10 protein-coding genes are annotated in these 15,182 nt (G+C 39.9%); 2 read left to right on the top strand and 8 right to left on the bottom strand.

Translation table 11 applies throughout. From position 1 onward, the window contains the following. Positions 1-126: 126 nt before the first annotated feature. Positions 127-1,683: a ClC family H(+)/Cl(-) exchange transporter gene (locus U5921_RS05270; RefSeq protein WP_324825420.1), complete on the top strand. Its 1,557-nt coding sequence runs from the start codon at positions 127-129 to the stop codon at positions 1,681-1,683. A 280-nt stretch (positions 1,684-1,963) separates the two neighbouring features. On the opposite strand, the gene U5921_RS05275 is transcribed toward U5921_RS05270, so the two are convergent. Beyond that, positions 1,964-2,749 carry an N-acetylmuramoyl-L-alanine amidase gene (locus U5921_RS05275; RefSeq protein ID WP_324825421.1) on the bottom strand — a complete coding sequence of 262 codons (786 nt, stop codon included), beginning with the start codon at positions 2,747-2,749 and terminating at the stop codon, positions 1,964-1,966. An 85-nt stretch (positions 2,750-2,834) separates the two neighbouring features. On the opposite strand from U5921_RS05275, the gene U5921_RS05280 reads away from it, so the two are divergent. Further along, positions 2,835-4,151: an alanyl-tRNA editing protein gene (locus U5921_RS05280; RefSeq protein ID WP_324825422.1), complete on the top strand. Its 1,317-nt coding sequence runs from the start codon at positions 2,835-2,837 to the stop codon at positions 4,149-4,151. A 138-nt stretch (positions 4,152-4,289) separates the two neighbouring features. Here the strand turns inward: U5921_RS05280 and U5921_RS05285 are convergent, their stop codons facing one another. The 7 genes from U5921_RS05285 to U5921_RS05315 all read right to left on the bottom strand — a co-directional run bounded on the left by U5921_RS05285 (position 4,290) and on the right by U5921_RS05315 (position 15,162). Continuing rightward, the gene (locus U5921_RS05285) at positions 4,290-8,615 is read right to left on the bottom strand and encodes a M20/M25/M40 family metallo-hydrolase (protein ID WP_324825423.1); all 4,326 of its coding nucleotides are present in this window, start codon (positions 8,613-8,615) and stop codon (positions 4,290-4,292) included. A 133-nt stretch (positions 8,616-8,748) separates the two neighbouring features. Beyond that, the gene (locus U5921_RS05290) at positions 8,749-9,087 is read right to left on the bottom strand and encodes a hypothetical protein (protein ID WP_324825424.1); all 339 of its coding nucleotides are present in this window, start codon (positions 9,085-9,087) and stop codon (positions 8,749-8,751) included. A gap of 232 nt (positions 9,088-9,319) precedes the next feature. After that, positions 9,320-11,119, bottom strand: coding sequence for a hypothetical protein (locus U5921_RS05295; protein WP_324825425.1), 1,800 nt, complete (start codon positions 11,117-11,119; stop codon positions 9,320-9,322). A 223-nt stretch (positions 11,120-11,342) separates the two neighbouring features. Beyond that, positions 11,343-11,999: a 3-oxoacid CoA-transferase subunit B gene (locus U5921_RS05300; protein ID WP_324825426.1), complete on the bottom strand. Its 657-nt coding sequence runs from the start codon at positions 11,997-11,999 to the stop codon at positions 11,343-11,345. After that, positions 11,987-12,673 (bottom strand): CoA transferase subunit A, encoded by a 687-nt coding sequence (locus tag U5921_RS05305; protein ID WP_324825427.1) that lies wholly within the window; start codon positions 12,671-12,673, stop codon positions 11,987-11,989. Before U5921_RS05305 ends, U5921_RS05300 begins: the two co-directional genes overlap by 13 nt. Positions 12,674-12,835: 162 nt before the next feature. After that, positions 12,836-13,606 (bottom strand): OAM dimerization domain-containing protein, encoded by a 771-nt coding sequence (locus U5921_RS05310; protein ID WP_324825428.1) that lies wholly within the window; start codon positions 13,604-13,606, stop codon positions 12,836-12,838. Further along, positions 13,606-15,162 carry a lysine 5,6-aminomutase subunit alpha gene (locus tag U5921_RS05315; RefSeq protein ID WP_324825429.1) on the bottom strand — a complete coding sequence of 519 codons (1,557 nt, stop codon included), beginning with the start codon at positions 15,160-15,162 and terminating at the stop codon, positions 13,606-13,608. The genes U5921_RS05310 and U5921_RS05315 overlap by 1 nt, the downstream gene beginning before the upstream one ends. Between the last annotated feature and the right edge of the window lie 20 nt (positions 15,163-15,182).

A 15,182-nucleotide genomic window follows, 5' to 3' on the forward strand; every position in this document is an offset into this window, starting at 1 on the left:
TTCACACAAATAAATTCCCTCTCACAATCGATATTTTAATATTCCAACAATTATCGCTTACTTTACAAATTACGCAATTCTAGCTATGATAAAAGTAGAAACAAACAAAATATAGGATGTGAAAAAATGAAAAATAACTACAAAGCTCTTTTTAACTCTGATCGACATATGCTGTTTCTTATTGGCAAAAGTCTATTGATTGGTCTCCTCGTTGGTGTAACTGTTGTTGCTTATCGTTGGGTTTTAGCTGCGTTCGAAGCACTATCGATTCAAATGTATGCAATGTTTGCCGCTCATCCCACTGCCTCCTTTCTGCTTTTCCCATGTCTGATTCTTGCCGGTTGCGGGATTGGACTCTTAATTAAAAAGTACCCATTAATTGGAGGAAGCGGAATTCCACAAGTAAAAGGCCACATGCTCGGACATTTTAAAAATGCATGGATCTCCACACTTTTTGCAAAATTTTTCGGCGGCGCTGTCTGTATATTAGCAGGGCTATCCCTTGGTCGTGAAGGCCCTTCCATTCAATTAGGCGCCTGTGTTGCTGATGGGATCGCTCAAAAATACGGAAAAACAAGGATGGAAAAAAAATTCCTGATGGCAAGTGGTGCAAGTGCGGGTTTATCTGCAGCTTTTAATGCGCCTCTTGCCGGTGTAATGTTTACTCTAGAAGAAATTTTCAAATATTTTTCTCCAACTATTTTACTTTCTACGATGACTGCAGCAGTTACTTCCGATTTTGTTTCGAAGCAAGTATTCGGACTACAGCCTGTATTTCATTTTCCAATTGAAAAATCAATGCCTTTATCTAATTACTGGATTTTAATTTTTTTAGGAATTGCTGTAGGAATAAGCGGTTCATTCTACAACTGGTTCTTACTGAAGATTCAACAATTATATCGTAAAATGGCTATGCTTCCCGCAGAATTCCGTCCTGCAATTGCCTTTGTTATTGCAGGTTTTTTCGGACTTCTCTTTCCTTATGCTCTTGGAGGCGGCCATATGATTGTCCCATATCTCACCCCAGAGTCAGGCATTGGATTTTTATTTATGCTTCTTCTTTTTAAATTCCTTTTTTCTATGATCAGTTTTGGCTGCGGCGCCCCGGGCGGAATTTTCTTTCCGCTTCTTATTATAGGGGCCTGCATCGGCGCTATATTCGGAAACGTATCGGTAAACTATCTGGGCATTAACGATATATTTTTCTATAACTTTATAATATTGGCTATGGCCGGTTACTTCACTGCAATTGTTCGTGCACCGATAACCGGTGTCGTTTTAATTGTAGAAATGACAGGCTCCTTTACGCATTTGCTCTCTCTTACCGTAGTCTCTTTAGCCGCTTATGTTGTTGCTGATTTACTGAAAAGCCGTCCAATTTATGATTCCTTATTAAAAAATCTTTTAAAAAATCATCGTCTATTAAATGACGAGCCTGACAATAGTATGAAAATCACCATGGAATTTATTGTACAATTTCATTCTTCTGCGGACAACTGCCAAGTTCGGGATATTATTTGGCCATCCGGCTGCCTTCTCATTGCTGTGAAAAGAGAAGGGAGTGAATTGATCCCCAAGGGCAGCACAAAAATTCTCGCTGGAGACTATCTGGTCTGTCTTGCACCCACCAGTGAAGAAACAAAGATGCGTTCCCAATTGTTACGTTTGACAGAAAGCCGTTAAGTCCTAACTTGCATCTTACATCATTCAGAGAAGTTCGCACATTATGTAAACCTATGTTTGCGTCTCCAAGAATAGTTTTCAACAAGGCAAAAAGGTACATATTTTGGGGCTTGCCTTGCTTTTCCACATACTAAAATAAATTGTATACAATGTTATCCAACGATGCTTGTGGATAATTAAAACAGCCTGAAACACACTGTTTTCAAGCTGTTCAAGGAAAATTTAATTTCCGCAAAAATAAGTTATCCACAGGCCGTTCTTTTTATGTGCAAACTTGTTCTCATCCTCTGTTATCAAGAATTTTCAGATTTGTCTTTTTTTCTCGCCCCGTATATTTCATAATCCCCTCGTAGATATACTTTGCAACCTTTTTCTGATATTCCGGGTCCTGTAATTTTTTCTCTTCTTCGTGATTGGAAAGAAAGCCACATTCTACAATCACCGTAGGTACTGTTGGTTTTTTAAACAGCAATACATCTTTCTTTCCAAGTGCTGCTCTCTCTGTTCCGTCTTGAACTCCTTGAATGATTGCTTCTTGTATACATTCTGCCAGATGCTTACTCTCTTCTTCAATTTTCTCATCCACACCCTTTGGGTAAAAGGTCTGTGCCCCATGAACGGATCGATCCTCTTTAAAACTATTTAGATGAATGCTCACGGCAATCAATGGCTTTTCCTTTTCTATTATTTTTACTCTTTCCTTCAAGTCTTCTGTTTTTAGACTCCGTATGCTTCTTTTGTTTTTAATTTCAACCGCTTTTGTTCCGTCTCCGACAACGTCACTGTATAATCCCTTATCTTTGTCTCTCGTCATAATTACATGCCATCCATCCGCGGTGGCAAGATCGAAAATTTCTTGGGTGATGGCTAAATTGATATCTTTTTCCATGACCCCGCTCATACTGACTGCACCGCCATCAATGCCTCCATGTCCCGCATCCAGAACGATTGTATCCGATGGTGACACTAACTGCACTCTCATCGATTTTAAATTTCCAAAAGGAACAATTAGTAAAAAGAAAACAATCGCCGCTAAGGTTGTTGCAAAGCCCCATCTTTTTTTCATTATATACCCCGCCTTTCTTCTAGCTAAATATATGAACAAAGCGTCCTAATTTATGATAAAATGGTACGAGGAGAGGAGTTTTACTATGAAAACAAAACGACTGTATCAGAAAAATACTTATTTGAAAGAATGCGAAAGCACCATTTTAGAAGTTATCACTGATCTGGATAAAATGAAAAATTTAGGAGCAAAAGAACAACAGAATACCTTTTGTCTCGTCTTAGATAAAACTGTATTTTTTCCGGAGGGCGGCGGCCAGCCAACAGACATTGGTTTCATCAATGACTATCCGGTTTATTACGTCTTTGAAAAGGACGATATTGTTTATCATCAGCTTTCATCACCCTCGTTTCATCTTGCTGAATTATCTACGCTACTAGCTGTTGGAACAACAGTAAAATGCCAAATTGACTGGAATCGTCGTTTTCTTCATATGCAGATGCATTGTGGAGAACACATCTTATCCGGTATGTTTTATCAGGAATACGGAGGTGTCAATCGAGGCTTTCATATGGGTTCAGACTACATGACCATTGATATTAATTTGGAAGAAAAACCGGAATTTACTCATCTTACTGAGGAAATGGCATCGCATGTCGAATTTTTAGCTAATAAAGCGATCTGGTCTGATGTCCCAGTTACAGTTCGCCACTTTCAAAAAAAATCCGATGCAGAACAGCTTCCGCTTAGAAAAGAACTGGAAATTGAAGAAAATATCTCTATCGTCTGCGTCGGCAGTGAAGAAAATCCTGCAGACTGTGTTGCCTGCTGTGGAACGCATCCATCCACAGCCGGACAAGTTGGTATCGTAAAGATCTTGAAAATGGAAAATTATAAGGGTATGACACGATTTACCGTAATAGCCGGACAGCTTGCTTATCAGCATTTTTCTTTTGAACATAAAACGTTAACGACTTTGTGTGAACGTTTTTCCTCTGAACCCCAGCTGCTTCTTGAAAAAATTAACGCACAAGAGAAAAAAAATCAGATGTTCCGAAAAGAGCTTTATGACTTAAAAAAAAGAATCATTGACGATGAAGTTCAAAAAATAGAGGCTCTCTATGACTCTTTATCTACAAATGTATTATTCCCACCATTTAAAGGGAATTTTTCCAATCCCATCATGTTGCAATCCTACGATTGCTTAAATCCTGATGATCTACAAACACTTGGCAGACACGTTACCTCTTTTATCAAAGGACTTTTGATCCTGATCTGCCCCCCTGAAAAAACGGTGCTTTTATTCTCTAATGGCAAGCCTGACTGCGGCCAGCTCGTTCGCGACAATGCCGACATTTATCAGGGAAAAGGGGGCGGTAATGCCGTTTGCGCACGAGCCATCTTCACCAAATCAGAGGACGTTGAAACTTATGTTGATTTGCTTGAAAAGCATTTACGCTAAACATTTAGTTCATCTGAAATAATGTGTTTAGGGCAAGAGAAAAGTCGTAGGATTTGAAATCCTACGGCTTTTCTTAAAAATTGAGAATATCCTTATTGGCACGGCGCATTGTAGCTGCACCTTTTTATTTATGCAAACTTAATTGTTACTATCCTTTAACGCATTCACAATAATACTTGCCGCTTCTCCTCTTGTCGCATTTGCTTTTGGCCGAAAAGAGCCATCTGAATACCCTGAAATCAGGTTGGCATTTTTCGCTGTTGAAATGTAATCTTTTGCCCAATCCGATATGGCATTCTGATCTCCAAATACCATTTGTGCCATCTGCGGATTCAACTGCATTGCTTTTACTATCATCACTGTCATCTGTTCTCTTGTAACCGCATCATTCGGTCCGAAATGGTCTCCATCGTATCCAGCAGCAATGCCAAATGCCTCTGCTGCGGAAATATAATCCTTTGCCCAATGATTTTTCGTATCGCTAAATGTTTTATTTGTCTTAAGCTCTATTTTAAATGCTTTGACTAAAATCGTAGCCAATTCCGCTCTTGTAATATTTTTATCTGGTTTAAAGGTCTTATCCGGATAAGCGCTGACCGCTCCTATTTGAAGCAATCTTTGAATGCTTTCTTGCGCCCAATGCCTATTAATATCGCTTGGTGCCGTTTTCGATTCTACTTCTTTCTCTGCTTCATTCACGTTATCCGCTTTTTCTGTTTTCTCTTTTACCGCGCTCTTACCTTTGTTCCTGCTTTTTTTCGGAGTGGTAACGGTTCCGGGCATGCTGTCATATATCGCATTTGCCAGCATTCTGAATTGGTGGGTCGGATGTGCTCTGTTTACAATATCGTTGGCAAAGAGTGTGATTGCAGCATCGCCCACTTTGTCTTGAATGATATAGGCTTTCCCTTTTGCCTCATCGTGCCCCGGCCACCATCCAGCAAGATAGAAATCATCTTGATCGCTGATGCTCGCTAATACCTTTGATGTCACCGGTACACTCTCAATCCATGACGCTGACTTGTTGTAAAGAATATCACTTTTCTGGTACCTCCCTGTAATTACACTGTCTAGATTCAGATCTGCTTTTAAAACGCCCTCATAGGAATACCCATTTCTCCCGCGCACTAGACCAGAAAGCAATCCGCTGTTTTCAAATGCACCGATCGCCGCTCCTCCAACACCAATATACGGCGTGCCTGACTGAATTTGATTCTTAACTTTTTCAGTCAATATTCCGCTTTCATCCACAATTATATCTGCATCTTCATAGGATTCTTCCAGCTCAAACCCTAATTCTTCTAACACATAAGTCAGTTCTTTTCCGGCTGCACTTACCTTTGGTCTTTGCAATTTCTTTAAAGATGCCTTCCCTGTATACGGGATTAGTTCTAAGAAATATTTATCCTTTATCGCCTCAAGCAAACTTCCTTCTACTACAAAATCTCCTTTGTTATAGCCGTTTTGAGACGAATATGTCATAGATACGGTTTTACCGTTTAACAACAGCTCATTCACTGCTCTGATTGCATCATTATTCGTATTTTTAATCACAACTACTGAAGATGGAATTTCCGTGCTTGGGATTTCCACCGCTGCGACTGCATCTGCTTTGCCTTTAAACACATCTGCAAGCCGAACCTCATATTTATCAAAGCCTCTCAATGCAGGGAAGCACATTGTCACCTCTGCATACATATCGGCAAAATCCGAAAAATCTGATCCGTCATATAAAACGCAGTTCGCAAAACCTCGCTTTGCCTGATGCATATCAATCAGATAGCTTCCGCTTGGATAAATTACACCTCCTACGGTTACTTCTGTGTTTGTTCTTTTCACTTCAACTCCGTTTTTTATTAGAAAATCTGCCATCTCATAAGCAGAGAGTGCATTTTTCTGTAATTTGCCGCTTACAGGCAAAACATAGTATTGCGGGAAGAAGTTTTCATTCGCCCCTCTCTGTCTCCCAATTGATTCTCCTTTTGCATTAATCAACCACGGATCTACTTTACGACTATCAACACCCTCCACGCCTCTTCTGTAAATCTCCAGTTGATTCTTAAAGAGGTCTTCTTTCTTTTCCAATGCATATTTTAATGAGCCAAGACCTGCATATAGAAAGGCATCGTTTGATTCTTGATTCAATTCTGGAACTTCAATGGTATGGCCCAAAGCTCCATGCATCAGGCTTAAAACCGCAGCATACATTGGAGCAGCGTCATCCCATCCATCTTCATAATCAATCATTGGAATGATATAACCATCATAATCTGTATTTGCAATGCCAGCTTTCCCTAACGCATGTGCGTGATCAATCGCATTGTCCATTAATAAATCATATTCAAAATTCGGATCATGCGGCGGTGTACATGGTTCAATTAAAAAATCCGAAACATAACCATGAAAATCATTAAATATCATTGGAGACCATTTAGCAAGGCCCTGAAATACATTTGCAGTTTCTACCTGTGTCTGATACGTCACATCTCGATTTGGATCAAAGCCCGAAGCGGTTTCTCTGCTGTTTAAGTATCTTCCATCCGGATTGTTGCTCAAATTAAACAGTAGGATATAGTTATCGAGCAGTTCCTGAACGTCTAACGTTACCGTTTCTACCTCACTGCTATCCTTCTTTCCTCTGTCAAAGGTTATCGTGTCCTGTGTTGCTAACTTTTTCAGTATATCCATCTGTGCATCCATTCCATTTGATTCATCTGAATGGATGTTATTAAACCAAATTGCCGGCTTATAGACACCCGCCGTTCCATCTTCAATGCTTTTGATAAAAGCAGCCGGCTCCTTCAGCATCTTTGGTAAGGTCTGGTTCAAATAGGTATCCAAGCTACCCTTATCTCTTGCATACATGACAAATGGAATCTCTCTGCCTTGTGCAGATTTACCCATTGGTGCATATTCAATGTAACGATCAGCCTTTGCTCTTTCAATGATTTCGTTGATGGCCGGCAAAATTTCTTCCTGTGTATGGTAAGAATCATATGCATTTAATTTAAACGATGTCGCTGCCTCTGCAAGCGTCTCTTCATCGACAACTGTCAATGGATACTCACCAATCAGCTTTGGATACACTCTTCTTGGATACGGTCTTCCTTGAAGATTATCTGTTCCAAAAGGCAGCTCGCATCGAATCACAGCTTTGACTATTCCATTTTCTATATACGGTACTTTAGAAAATCGAATGAATGGATCCCCTGAAAACGTTCCGGTCTTGTTTTGAAAAGATTTCCATTCTTTAAAATCTTTTCCTCCTAATGTCCATTTTAAATGCTTTAATTCAGGAATATAACCCAAATCAAAAGTAATCTCCACATCCCTCGCTTCTGTCATGGATAGCAAGTTTGTATCTGCATGAATGGAAATCGGAGGGTTTACCTTTAAAAGCAAATGGGAAAGTAATGTGGTATAAGTATACAGTCTATTTTCAATTCGCCCAGACAGGTTTTCATGCATAAATTTGAGATTATCTCTCTCTGTATGCATAATTTCACCAAATTCTTCCGTTTCATTCTCACCAGATGAATAATTGCCTTCTTCATCCTTCAAGTCCCAGTTTGTACTTTCAAAATAAATCCAAGGAAATCCCAATTGATCAAATGGGGCATGATCACTCCAATCTCCCGTTGTTCCTCGCGGGTAATCTGGATTCAGCCCTTCCTGCGTAATGACATCCAGATCTAACTGTTTTGCCAGTTCTAAGGTCTGATCACGAAACCAGCCCTTTTCTCCCGCATTGCCATAAACATACATTTTGTCGCCGACCAATACCGTGTCTAAATTGATCATGCCAACAGTTTTTGCCTTTTCCGCTTCTGTCATCTGTGATGCATAATAGGTAGAACCCTTTAGTCCGACTTCTTCTGCTCCAAAGGCAATAAATTTTATCGTATGCTGCGTGTCGATTTCTTTAATCGCTTCTGCCGCTCCCAGCATAACCGCAACACCGGAAGCGTTGTCACTGGCTCCATTTGTATTTACTGAATCGTAATGTGCTCCAACAATAATTTGCTTTTCTGACTTTCCCGGTTTAGTTGCAATGACATTTGTTGATTCATAGCTCGTTCCTTTGCGCGTATACACAAATGCTTGTGCTGTCGTTGTATAGCCAAAAGAATCGAATGCGGAAATAATATAATCCCTCGCCTGGTTTTCCGAATCGCTGCCTGCGATTCTCGATCCAATATCCTCCGACAGCGTTTTTAAATGCAGATACATTGCTGATCCCGTAGTATAGTCAATCTCCGGTAATGCTACAGCTTTCGAAAGTAAGCTTTCTTCGCTTCCTGTTTTCCTCAAATCCGCCGCTGCAATTTGATTTTCCGCATCAAGAAACAGTGCTCCTGCATCCCATGAACTGCTTGCACTTAAGTCTGTCGCATACGTTGTCGGAACAAACAATGCTAAGACTATAGCAACCACAACAATGCGTGCCAGCTTTCTTTTAAACATAGATGATTTCCTCCTTAAAATATTGTATTTTAAGCAGCATTCATTCACTGCTAAAAACCAATCCTTTTTAAGCAATCATTCTAGCTGCCTTTTCCAAGTCATTGCTTGATTCTTTTTTCTTTTGAAAAAGAATCTATGCCCTAAAAACACTTTCTCCTTCCAATTTCCAACCACCAAAATCATATTTTAAATCCAATACAACCGTTCTTAACTTACCTTGAATCTCTATATTGCACTCAGCCAACGCCAGTTTATCATCTTGTTTGTATTCAATCTGCGTGATTGAAAGAAGTCTTCCCATATCTATTTCATAACTGGGATGAATTAAAAAATAATTTAAAGGGACTTTTCTTTGAAAGGAGGTATCCAAATAACTATACACTTTTAAGCGATCACCGGAATAATAAGCTTCAAAAAAATTGAAGACTTTTTGCTTCACTTGTTCATTTAAACAGATAGGTTGCGCATTCATATGCAATCCTTTCAACGAAATCTAATTTTATCCTGAAGCCAACAAGACTACTCCATTTATTTATTGCTTTAAAATATTCTATCCTGAAAAAAAAAAGCTTGTCAAGCACAACAATTGTAGAAAAATGTAACTATTTCAATTTATTCTACTTTTATACTTTCCAATTATTTTATGCACAATAAAACGGACCGCTGACTTGCAGCGGTCCATATTATTTCTATCTTATCTTTACCTAGTCTACAGTAACAGAATTGATCTCACAAATAGAATAAACAGTAATATTACCATTAGTATTCTCAACCGTCATAATCCCGTCACAAGCCTGTGTTACCGTTCCGGCAATCGGTTCTTCAGTCGGTGAAAGTACGCTAATCGTTTCTGCATCGACTGATTCTACAACACTTACATCTGTAGTAATTAGGCTAGCACTGTTTACGACATTTGTTGTCGTTGTATTCAGTGCTGCTGCACCCACTACACTCTCAGTTGTTGTTGTAAACAGACTGCTTGCAGGAGTATCAACTACATCTTCCACAACATTAACAAGTTCAGTAACCAGACCAATTCCGGTCAAAGCTGTAACCGATGCCGGCTGAACTGCCACTTCATTTATCGGTGCGAGATTTGCGCTTTCAATCAAGTCTCCCTGATACGTTGTCGTTGTAAGTGCACCAGCTACACCAATTGGATTTTCAACCACTGTTTCAATAACTGATGTCGCAGTCGGTGCTCCCAGAACTGTAAAGGCTACCAAAGTAGCTGTAGTCGCACCTGCTAAAAGACTTACATCAGTTGGCAGCGTATACACTGTAGAAGGTGTTCCAAGTGTAACAGTAGCTCCACCTACCAATATATCCAAGGTGACGGGTGCTCCAGGGATTCCAGCACCAAAAGCGTCAGCCGGAACGACGACTTGTAGCAGCCCTGTACTGGCAGCCGTGATAGTCGGTATAATGGTTGTCGTTGTGCCGATTGTCGAGATTGCGTCTACCGATACAACACCGTCGTATAATGTCGGTGCACCAAATCCATTTACTACCGTAGCAGCTGTAGTCGTGAGACTTTCAACGACTGTCTGAGCGGTGACGCTGATGCCAGTCACAACACCATCTGGCAGATCTGCCGTATTTACAGATGTTGCTACCGTAACCGGTGTTACTGTAATTGGCGCGCTGACAGGCGCTGCGAGTGTTCCAATTCCTGCGACTAAAGATATAGCGACTAGCGCTACATCCGTTACAACGCTTATCGCTGCTGGAACCACGCCATCTACAACAGTAGCTGCGCTCTGAGAAAGAACCGCGGTTTGTATAACAGGAGTTGTAGTTGTTGTAAGTGAAGCATCTTCTACTACATCAACAGAGGTTATATTACTGATAGCCGAAATAGACTCTATTGTATTCAATCCTCCGTTAAAAGCAACTTCTTCAATATTATCCATATTTCTTCGGATAAAACGTTGTAAATCACTTGCGCATTCTTCTTTTTCAGAAGGCGAATCGCATTCTATTTCTTGTGGTCCCTGATAAGGTGGTTCCCATGTTATCACCTGATCCCCACAATACTGCTGGCAGGAAGACGGTCCACACGGTGGACACGGTGGATACGGCGGACAAGGCGGGCACGGTCCGTCATAACAAATTCTCCGCAATGCCCTCTCCAATATTGTTACAAATGTTGGGTCGGATTGCGCAGACAAAATTTGAATTTTGGAAATATCGCAAATCGATATTGCTATATCTTCTGTAACAAATAAATTACCTCTGATCCTTGCTGGATATAATGTGCCTGAATCAATATTAACGGTATAAATGACACCGTTTTTCATTGTAATTTCAATTGCAACACTAAATCCAGGGATATCTATACGGTTTACAGCATAAATGATAGCTTCTAAAACTTCTTTCATACTGTTAATACAGGAATATCCTTCAACTGGTCTTCTTTCTCCACATGTAGGTGCTTGACCTGCGCATGGATCATCGCAAAAAGAATCGAAAGTATTCCGATTAAAATCTCTGGAATTTTTCATTATATTCTCCCCTTTAATTATTGGATATCTTTTCCTATATACAAGGTATTCGCAAGGGTCTTTTCTTGTTACTCTTAATGAGATTTTCTTAAAGAATATAGGCATTCTTTTATGATCTAATCGGTCAGAAAATATATTCCGTGCAATAAAAAACACCTCCTACACTAGGTAACACTAGCATAGAAGGTATCTCCTTTAAAATTTTCTTAATCTTGTGTAAAAATTATTCTTCTTGCATTGGTTTTAAGTCCGGGCTGATGATTAATTCACAGCCAGTTGCTGCCTTAATTTCATCCAATGTATAGTCTGGATGTAATTCCTTTAATACAATACCTTCAGGCGTTACTTCCATAACACCCATTTCAGTAATGATCTTGTCAACAACACCAAGTGCCGTATAAGGAAGTGTACACTCTTTCAAAATTTTATGGTTTCCTTTTTGTGTATGAAGCATAGCAATGATAACCTTCTTTGCTCCAACTACAAGATCCATAGCTCCGCCCATACCTGCAACCATTTTTCCGGGTACGATCCAGTTTGCTAAATTTCCATGCTCGTCAACTTCCATTGCACCAAGTACAGTTGCATCAACATGTCCACCTCGAATAATTGAAAAGCTCATTGCAGAATCAAAGAAGTTAGCTTCTGGAGCATACGTTACATAAGCCCCACCAGAATTGATAACGTCAACGTTTTCTTTTCCTGATTCTGCACTTCCAGAAAGACCTGTAAATCCATTCTCTGATTGAAGTGTAATATGCACACCCTCCGGAAGATAATTAGCAACCTTAGTAGGAAGACCGATCCCAAGATTTGCTACATCACCGTCATTAAATTCCTTCGCTGTTCTAGAAGCGATTCTTGCCTTTAAATCTGCCATGGTTTTTCACCTCCAACAATATACTTTGCAAAAACGCCGGACATGGTAAAGGTGTCCGGATCCATTTCGCCAACCTTAACTAGCTTTTCTGCACCAATGATTACAGTTTCTGCAGCCATTGCCATTACATAGTTGAAATTCTTAGTCGCCTTAGCACAAGAAAAGTTACCGAATTCATCACAAATTGATGCACGAATCAATGCAAAATCAGCCTTTATTGGTTTTTCTAAAAGATAATCTTTTCCGTCAATATTGATGGTCTCTTTTCCTTCTGCAACAATTGTACCAACACCGGTTGGAGTCAAAACACCACCGAGACCAGCTCCTGCTGCTCTGATTTTTTCAGCTAAAGAACCTTGCGGAACTAAAGTGCACTTTAAAGTTCCGTCATTCATTCCTTTTCCAATCAAAGGGTTCATACCAACATGGGAAGCGATGATATGGTCAACCATTCCTGCCTCTAATAATTTGCCGATACCTCTTGCAGAAGTTCCTTCATTTGCAGGAAGTCCTCCATCATTGCCAATTACAGTCAAATGCTTTACACCCTTTTTCACAAGAGCATCAATCAAAATTTCAGGTGAGCCTGTACCTAAAAATCCGCCGACCATAATCGTAGCGCCATCTTTGATGCCAGCTACTGCTTCTTCAGCAGTTCTGATTTTGTTAATCATATATTTTCTCCCTCCATTATTATAATGATATACATTGAAGCCGGATACGCATTGTATCAATGAACATCAATGCTTTAAAATATAACAATCGGGGCAGGTGAATTAACCCGCCCCCATTAGTTTACATCTTTATACAAACTGTTTCCAGTTGTTCTTTGAAAATTATACCAAACCTCTTCTTACAACCTCAGTCAAAATAAAGGATGCAACATCTTCTGCATGAGTATTTGGACCAAAACCTGCATCATATCCAAGTTCTTGTGCTAATTCATGGGAAATTCTAGGTCCACCGCAAACAAGAACAATTTTATCACGAATGCCTTCTGCTTCGCAAAGTTCAACCATCTGCGTCAAATTCGGAATGTGTACATCTTTTTGTGTTACTGTCTGAGAAACTAAGATTGCATCTGCCTTTGTTTCAATTGCTTTTGCAATCAATTCTTCGTTAGGCACCTGAGATCCCATGTTGATTGCGTTTACACCATGGTATCTTTCAAGTCCAAAGTGACCATGGAAACCCTTCATGTTCATGATTGCATCAATACCAACAGTATGTGCATCGGTACCAGTTGAAGCACCAACCATCGTTACCGTTCTCTTAATATTTTCTTCAATATATTTTTCGCATTCCAGACGATCCATGATATCTACTTCAACCTTTGTAACCTTGATGGAAGTGTAATCAACTGTATGCGTCGTCTTTCCGTAACAAACGAAGTAAGTATATCCAATTCCTAAATCTTTAAAATATACTACACTCGGTTCGCTAAAACCCATCTGCTTCATGAGAAGACGGGCTGCTTCATTTGCTTCTTCACCAGCAGGTACCGGTAATGTAAAACTCATTTGTACCTGACCGTCATTCATTGTATCGCCATATGGCTTAATCTTCGTTAAATCCAATTTTGTTGCTGCTGTTGTTGTATTTGTCATTATTTCGCACCTCCAAGCATCTTTTCGATAAACGGATTGAAGTAGTGCTCATCTCTAGTGCAAACGCCTTCCAATCCTTTTCCTCCATCCATTGGACGTTTTACCGCTGCAAATTTACCTGCTTCAATGGTTGGGAATAAGCCGTCCTTTTCAATTTGCTGTAAAAGTTCGTTTGCATCAGAAAGAACTTTCTGCGCTCTCTTTTGAATGATGCCGTCCTTCTTATATTCAATTTCCTCACCCAGGTCTCGTGCATTATTGAATATATATTTTGCATTTTCGATAGAAAGCATTCTATCATGCAGATGTGGAGTGTGAATTGCTTCTGTCAGCATACCCAATAACTGTAATGACTGTCCTGTCCATACAGCGATTAAGTTAAATAATGCATCTTGAATATGTCCTCTAAAAATATTACCAGTCATAAATTTAGTAGGAGGCATATATTTTAGGGAAGCATTTGGGAAAATTTCTTTTGCCATCTGTGCTTGAGATAATTCATATAAGAATCCATTCTCTGTGTCCGGATCCATTTCAAATGCATGTCCAAGACCCATCTGTTCTTCCGGAATATTTGCAAGTACTGCAAACTGCTCATTCATCAGCTGAGATGCAAGAACTGTATGTGCAGATTCAATCGCATCATCTGTAGTCAAATAGTTATCTTCACCGGAGTTAAAGATGATTCCGCAGTATCCAATGATTACACGAGAGAAGAACTGGTCAACAATCGTTCTCTGCATATTGATGTCACGGAATAAGATACCATATAATGCATCATTCAGCATTACGTCAAGTCTCTCCAGAGCACCCATTGCTGCGATTTCCGGCATGCAAAGTCCAGAACTGTAGTTACACAGACGGATATATCTTCCAACTTCTTCTCCCACTTCATCCAGTGCTTTTCTCATGATTCTGAAGTTTTCTTGTGTTGCATACGTACCGCCGAATCCTTCAGTTGTCGCACCGTAAGGAACGTAGTCTAATAAAGACTGTGCCGTTGTACGGATTACAGCGATGATGTCCGCACCCTGACGAGCAGCAGCCTGTGCCTGAATTACATCTTCATAAATATTACCGGTTGCAACAATTACATAAAGGTAAGGTCTTCTTCCCTCTCCTATGGTTGCAATATATTCATTTCTCTTTGCAGTCTGTTCCTGAATTTTCTTTAATGAACTGTTAACATAAGGTTCAATTGCTTTCGCTGCTTCCTCTGCTTTACAAAGTTCAAGCTTTGTTAAATCTAATTCGCCTTTGCCTACTAATTCAGCAATCTCTTGTGGTTCTTTTCCTGTCTGAACAATCGCGTTACCAATCCAGTATGCAACACCTCTTGAAAGGCCGCCTGCTTCCTTAATTTCATCAACAATAACGTTTGGAAGTGGTCTTTCTACATCATCCACCCCGTCAATACCTAATAGTCTCAGGATTGTTCTTTCTGTCGTTACTGTCGTATGCTTGTTAATGAAACTCTGCATACTTTCCGCAATTTTAGCAGCGGCAGATCTTGCACTTTCGACCACTTTTGGGTCTAGATTTAGCTTACTTTTCATCCTTTTTTCTCCTTTTCAAC

The sequence above is a fragment of the Sinanaerobacter sp. ZZT-01 genome (assembly GCF_035621135.1).
GTDB lineage: Bacteria > Bacillota > Clostridia > Peptostreptococcales > Anaerovoracaceae > IOR16.

What these genes read in the sequence shown, in the direction of transcription:
- U5921_RS05270 (WP_324825420.1), top strand. Translation starts at nt 127, where the DNA reads ATGAAAAATAACTACAAAGCTCTTTTTAACTCTGATCGACATATGCTG.
- U5921_RS05275 (WP_324825421.1), bottom strand. Translation starts at nt 2,749, where the DNA reads ATGAAAAAAAGATGGGGCTTTGCAACAACCTTAGCGGCGATTGTTTTC.
- U5921_RS05280 (WP_324825422.1), top strand. Translation starts at nt 2,835, where the DNA reads ATGAAAACAAAACGACTGTATCAGAAAAATACTTATTTGAAAGAATGC.
- U5921_RS05285 (WP_324825423.1), bottom strand. Translation starts at nt 8,615, where the DNA reads ATGTTTAAAAGAAAGCTGGCACGCATTGTTGTGGTTGCTATAGTCTTA.
- U5921_RS05290 (WP_324825424.1), bottom strand. Translation starts at nt 9,087, where the DNA reads ATGAATGCGCAACCTATCTGTTTAAATGAACAAGTGAAGCAAAAAGTC.
- U5921_RS05295 (WP_324825425.1), bottom strand. Translation starts at nt 11,119, where the DNA reads ATGAAAAATTCCAGAGATTTTAATCGGAATACTTTCGATTCTTTTTGC.
- U5921_RS05300 (WP_324825426.1), bottom strand. Translation starts at nt 11,999, where the DNA reads ATGGCAGATTTAAAGGCAAGAATCGCTTCTAGAACAGCGAAGGAATTT.
- U5921_RS05305 (WP_324825427.1), bottom strand. Translation starts at nt 12,673, where the DNA reads ATGATTAACAAAATCAGAACTGCTGAAGAAGCAGTAGCTGGCATCAAA.
- U5921_RS05310 (WP_324825428.1), bottom strand. Translation starts at nt 13,606, where the DNA reads ATGACAAATACAACAACAGCAGCAACAAAATTGGATTTAACGAAGATT.
- U5921_RS05315 (WP_324825429.1), bottom strand. Translation starts at nt 15,162, where the DNA reads ATGAAAAGTAAGCTAAATCTAGACCCAAAAGTGGTCGAAAGTGCAAGA.